The organism is Citrobacter sp. Cb080 (genome assembly GCF_030334745.1).
Lineage (GTDB): Bacteria > Pseudomonadota > Gammaproteobacteria > Enterobacterales > Enterobacteriaceae > Citrobacter > Citrobacter braakii.
The window spans coordinates 1-5,334 of the sequence record NZ_JAOWDG010000034.1; the positions used below are offsets into that span (position 1 = coordinate 1).

General features: G+C 49.8%; 4 protein-coding genes, 4 tRNA genes and 1 pseudogene. 7 read left to right on the forward strand and 2 right to left on the reverse strand.

Translation table 11 applies throughout. From position 1 onward, the window contains the following. Positions 1–274: 274 nt before the first annotated feature. Positions 275–1,303, forward strand: coding sequence for a UDP-N-acetylmuramate dehydrogenase (gene murB / locus OGV38_RS06830; protein WP_210591136.1), 1,029 nt, complete (start codon positions 275–277; stop codon positions 1,301–1,303). Further along, positions 1,300–2,262 carry a bifunctional biotin--[acetyl-CoA-carboxylase] ligase/biotin operon repressor BirA gene (gene birA, locus OGV38_RS06835; protein WP_047498825.1) on the forward strand — a complete coding sequence of 321 codons (963 nt, stop codon included), beginning with the start codon at positions 1,300–1,302 and terminating at the stop codon, positions 2,260–2,262. The genes murB and birA overlap by 4 nt, the downstream gene beginning before the upstream one ends. A 33-nt stretch (positions 2,263–2,295) precedes the next feature. Here birA and coaA read toward each other — a convergent pair whose 3' ends face one another. Both coaA and OGV38_RS06845 read right to left on the reverse strand, forming a co-directional pair. Next, positions 2,296–3,246, reverse strand: a complete 951-nt coding sequence (gene coaA / locus OGV38_RS06840) for a type I pantothenate kinase (RefSeq protein ID WP_003031107.1) — start codon at positions 3,244–3,246, stop codon at positions 2,296–2,298. Between the two features lie 289 nt (positions 3,247–3,535). After that, positions 3,536–3,616: pseudogene (locus tag OGV38_RS06845) on the reverse strand (hypothetical protein); the annotation flags it as partial. Positions 3,617–3,635: 19 nt separating this feature from the next. Between OGV38_RS06845 and OGV38_RS06850 the strand changes: the two are divergent. The 5 genes from OGV38_RS06850 to tuf form a co-directional block, all read left to right on the forward strand. Further along, positions 3,636–3,711 (forward strand) — tRNA-Thr (locus tag OGV38_RS06850). Positions 3,712–3,719: 8 nt separating this feature from the next. Beyond that, a tRNA-Tyr gene (locus tag OGV38_RS06855) sits at positions 3,720–3,804 on the forward strand. A 114-nt stretch (positions 3,805–3,918) separates the two neighbouring features. Further along, positions 3,919–3,993 (forward strand) — tRNA-Gly (locus tag OGV38_RS06860). Positions 3,994–3,998: 5 nt separating this feature from the next. Then, positions 3,999–4,074, forward strand: a tRNA-Thr gene (locus OGV38_RS06865). Positions 4,075–4,192: 118 nt separating this feature from the next. Further along, positions 4,193–5,334, forward strand: a 1,142-nt coding sequence (tuf, locus tag OGV38_RS06870; protein ID WP_286472874.1) for an elongation factor Tu, incomplete at its 3' end; no start/stop codon positions are given.

A 5,334-nucleotide genomic window follows, 5' to 3' on the forward strand; every position in this document is an offset into this window, starting at 1 on the left:
TGCGAGAGTAGGGAACTGCCAGGCATCAAATAAGTGAAGAAGCCCATCCTGCCGGATGGGCTTTTTTGCGTCTGCAGGGATGAAAATCGCCGGATGCGGCGTGCCGCCTTATCCGGCCAGCGTCTGTTATTACCGGATACAGCGCCTGTAAACCTTATTCTTACTGTGATTGCAGCCTCATCGGTTGCAAAGCAACATCCTAAGCTTCCATAACACAAGCCATCCCGCTGCATATACGGTAAACTAAGTGCGATTTTGCATCAGGAAAGCGTCTATGAATCACTCCCTTAAAGCCTGGAACACCTTCGGTATCGATCAACAAGCTAATGTGCTTGTCTGTGCCGAAAATGAGCAACAACTACTAAATGCCTGGCAATCAGCCAATGCATCACATCATCCAGTGCTAATCCTGGGCGAAGGGAGTAACGTCCTGTTTCTTGATGCCTTCCATGGAACGGTGATCGTCAACCGTATCAAGGGAATAGCGATTACAGAACAACCTGATGCGTGGCATTTGCACGTAGGCGCTGGTGAAAACTGGCATCATCTGGTAGAGCATACGCTGCAGCAAAGCATGCCCGGACTGGAAAATCTGGCGCTGATCCCCGGCTGCGTGGGTTCATCGCCGATCCAGAATATTGGTGCCTATGGCGTAGAACTGCGGCGCGTCTGTGAATACGTGGACTGCGTAGAGCTTTCGACCGGCAAACATCTGCGCGTTAGCGCCGCAGAATGCCGATTTGGTTACCGTGACAGTATCTTCAAACATGAGTATCAGGATCGTTTTGCGATTGTAGCTGTTGGTCTGCGCTTACCTAAACAGTGGCAACCCGTTCTCACATACGGTGACCTGACGCGTCTTGATCCTGCCACGGTAACGCCTCGGCAGGTTTTTGATTCTGTTTGCCATATGCGCACCACAAAACTGCCCGATCCAAAAGTAAACGGGAATGCGGGGAGTTTCTTTAAAAACCCGGTTGTCACCGCGGATATTGCGCAGGAGCTCCTGGCGAAATTCCCGACTGCACCTCATTACCCGCAGGCTGATGGCTCTGTGAAACTGGCTGCTGGCTGGCTTATCGATCAATGTCAGCTAAAAGGCATGCGCATTGGCGGCGCAGCGGTACATCAGCAGCAGGCACTGGTGCTGATCAATGCAGGCTATGCTACGAGTCAGGATGTGGTGCAACTGGCGCATCACGTACGCCAAAAAGTCGGTGAGAAATTCAATGTCTGGCTTGAACCGGAAGTCCGGTTTATTGGCCCACTGGGTGAAGTGAATGCCGTGGAGATCGTTGCATGAAGGATAATACCGTCCCCCTGACGCTTATTTCATTATTAGCCGATGGCGAATTTCACTCTGGTGAGCAACTCGGTGAAAAGCTGGGAATGAGCCGTGCGGCAATCAATAAACATGTCCAGACGCTACGTGACTGGGGTGTTGATGTATTTACTGTCCCTGGTAAAGGATACAGCTTACCTGAACCTATCCAGCTATTAGATTCATCACTTATTTATTCTCAGCTGGATGGCGGGAATATAACGGTCCTGCCGGTTATCGACTCAACCAATCAGTACCTTATGGATCGAATTGGTCAACTGGAGTCAGGGGATGCCTGCGTAGCTGAGTATCAGCAGGCCGGTCGTGGTCGTCGTGGACGTAAATGGTTCTCTCCCTTTGGCGCCAATCTGTACCTTTCAATGTTCTGGCGACTGGAACAAGGACCGGCAGCCGCGATTGGTCTGAGCCTGGTAATTGGTATTGTCATGGCTGAGGTTTTACGCGATCTGGGCGCGGATAAAGTGCGTGTTAAATGGCCGAACGACCTCTATTTGCTCGACCGTAAACTGGCAGGGATCCTGGTTGAACTCACCGGAAAAACGGGCGATGCCGCACAGATTGTTATTGGGGCGGGTATAAACATGTCCATGCGTCGGGTTGAGGAGAATGTGGTTAATCAAGGCTGGATTAATCTGCAGGAGGCGGGTATTACCATTGACCGCAATACTCTGGCTGCCCGACTGATCCGCGAGCTGCGCGCTGCCCTGGTACTGTTTGAGCATGAGGGCCTGGCGCCGTATTTGTCCCGCTGGAGGGCGTTGGATAACTTTATCGACCGCCCTGTTAAACTCATTATTGGTGATAAAGAAATATTTGGCGTATCTCGTGGAATAGATGCGCAAGGTGCATTACTGCTCGAACAAAATGGCGTGATAAAACCCTGGATGGGTGGGGAAATATCGCTTAGAAGCGCTGAATAATAAGAAGGGGAGCTATGGCTCCCCTTTATTTTTTTATTTTCGTAATCTGACTTGCTCAACGGCATGATTGGCGCTTTTCGTCATGATTAAGCTGGCTCGCTCACGCGTTGGTAAAATATTCTGTTTTAAATTCAACCAGTTGATTTCTTTCCACAGCGATGTGGCCGTGTTGATTGCCTCGTCTTCCGACAATTTCGCATAGTTATGGAAATAAGAGTCTGGGTTGGTAAATGCCCCTTCGCGGAATTTCAGGAAGCGGTTGATATACCACGTCTGGAGTAATTCTTCTGGCGCATCCACATAAATAGAAAAGTCGACAAAGTCAGAAACAAATACATGATGTGGATCGTGAGGATAGTCCATCCCGCTTTGTAATACATTGAGCCCTTCGAGGATTAATATGTCAGGCTGGGCAACGGTTTTGTCGCCATCAGGGATCACATCATAGATCAGATGAGAATAGACCGGTGCTGTAACGTTGGGGACGCCAGACTTTAAATCGGAAACGAATTTAACCAGACGGTGCATATCATAGGACTGAGGAAAGCCTTTCTTCTTCATGAGCCCACGATCTTTCAACACCTGGTTAGGATGAAGAAAACCGTCAGTAGTGATCAGTTCAACCTTACGATGCTCGGGCCAGCGACTCAGCAACGCTTGCAACACACGTGCAGTCGTACTTTTGCCGACGGCGACGCTGCCAGCAATGCTAATAATATAAGGAATACGCTCGCCGTTGGTGCCTAAAAATTGCTCCAGCACAGCCTGACGCCGCAGGTTCGAACTGATGTAAAAATTTAGCAAACGCGATAATGGCAAATAAATCTCAGCAACTTCTTCCAGCGATAAGTCTTCGTTAATGCCTTTCAGACGAGCAATCTCTTCCTCGGTCAGAGTCATCGGCACGGAATCACGAAGCGCAGCCCACTGGTTGCGATCAAACTGTAGGTAAGGCGACGTTAACGCTTGCTCTTTTATACTCATACGCATGGTCTGGCTGTCATTGCTATATCAGGTCTGCGGTAAAAAACGAAATCATCCCCGGTACGCAATGGCACGCACATTTCAGTTAATTTGGACAATGGGCAGGAGGGTAACACCAGATGGGAGGGAATAATAAGAAAAAATCGTCCCCTGAAACGCAATGTGACGGCTATTCCAGATGTATAAAGATGCACTTTCTCTCTATTGATAACGGCTTGCTGGAGCAAAATGCCTTCTGGGAGCGCGGCTGACGTTGGAAATTTGTTCAATTCGAAGAAGAAATAGATTATTTATCGGTCGTATAGCGCAAAATGTGAGCGATAGAACATTTTATGCAATTTTTTAGTTGCATGAGTGCGCATGTCTCCATAAAATGCGCGCTACTTGATGCCGACTTAGCTCAGTAGGTAGAGCAACTGACTTGTAATCAGTAGGTCACCAGTTCGATTCCGGTAGTCGGCACCATCAAGTCCGGTGGGGTTCCCGAGCGGCCAAAGGGAGCAGACTGTAAATCTGCCGTCACAGACTTCGAAGGTTCGAATCCTTCCCCCACCACCACTTTCTGGCAGCGTTATCGCCGCCTGAGTTGGTTAAAAAATTAATCAGCTCGAATAAAAAAGAGAGAAATCTCTTTTTTATTACAGAAAGAACTGGGTAGCCGAGTTTCAGGATGCGGGCATCGTATAATGGCTATTACCTCAGCCTTCCAAGCTGATGATGCGGGTTCGATTCCCGCTGCCCGCTCCAGACGTGCTGATATGGCTCAGTTGGTAGAGCGCACCCTTGGTAAGGGTGAGGTCCCCAGTTCGACTCTGGGTATCAGCACCACTTCACTTCTCCTTCCCGTTTCTCTCTGTTTACTTTTAAAAGCATTCAACAGCTCAGGCATATGGCCTGGTTGATGTGGTGATATCACCGATTTATCCGTGTCTTAGAGGGACAATCGATGTCTAAAGAAAAATTTGAACGTACAAAACCGCACGTTAACGTCGGTACTATCGGCCACGTTGACCATGGTAAAACAACGCTGACCGCTGCAATCACTACCGTACTGGCTAAAACCTACGGCGGTGCTGCTCGTGCATTCGACCAGATCGATAACGCGCCGGAAGAAAAAGCTCGTGGTATCACCATCAACACTTCTCACGTTGAATATGACACCCCGACTCGCCACTACGCACACGTAGACTGCCCGGGCCACGCCGACTATGTTAAAAACATGATCACCGGTGCTGCGCAGATGGACGGCGCGATCCTGGTTGTTGCTGCGACTGACGGCCCGATGCCGCAGACTCGTGAGCACATCCTGCTGGGTCGTCAGGTAGGCGTTCCGTACATCATCGTGTTCCTGAACAAATGCGACATGGTTGATGACGAAGAGCTGCTGGAACTGGTAGAAATGGAAGTTCGTGAACTTCTGTCTCAGTACGATTTCCCGGGCGACGACACTCCGATCGTTCGTGGTTCTGCTCTGAAAGCGCTGGAAGGCGAAGCAGAGTGGGAAGCGAAAATCATCGAACTGGCTGGCTTCCTGGATTCTTACATCCCGGAACCAGAGCGTGCGATTGACAAGCCGTTCCTGCTGCCTATCGAAGACGTATTCTCCATCTCCGGTCGTGGTACCGTTGTTACCGGTCGTGTAGAGCGCGGTATCATCAAAGTTGGTGAAGAAGTTGAAATCGTTGGTATCAAAGAGACTGCTAAGTCTACCTGTACTGGCGTTGAAATGTTCCGCAAACTGCTGGACGAAGGCCGTGCTGGTGAGAACGTTGGTGTTCTGCTGCGTGGTATCAAACGTGAAGAAATCGAACGTGGTCAGGTACTGGCTAAGCCGGGCTCTATCAAGCCGCACACCAAGTTCGAATCTGAAGTGTACATTCTGTCCAAAGATGAAGGCGGCCGTCATACTCCGTTCTTCAAAGGCTACCGTCCGCAGTTCTACTTCCGTACTACTGACGTGACTGGTACCATCGAACTGCCGGAAGGCGTTGAGATGGTAATGCCGGGCGACAACATCAAAATGGTTGTTACCCTGATCCACCCAATCGCGATGGACGACGGTCTGCGTTTCGCAATCCGTGAAGGCGG

Excerpts from the sequence above, each read along its gene's own strand:
- murB (WP_210591136.1), top strand. The coding sequence starts at position 275 with ATGAATCACTCCCTTAAAGCCTGGAACACCTTCGGTATCGATCAACAA.
- coaA (WP_003031107.1), bottom strand. The coding sequence starts at position 3,246 with ATGAGTATAAAAGAGCAAGCGTTAACGTCGCCTTACCTACAGTTTGAT.
- birA (WP_047498825.1), top strand. The coding sequence starts at position 1,300 with ATGAAGGATAATACCGTCCCCCTGACGCTTATTTCATTATTAGCCGAT.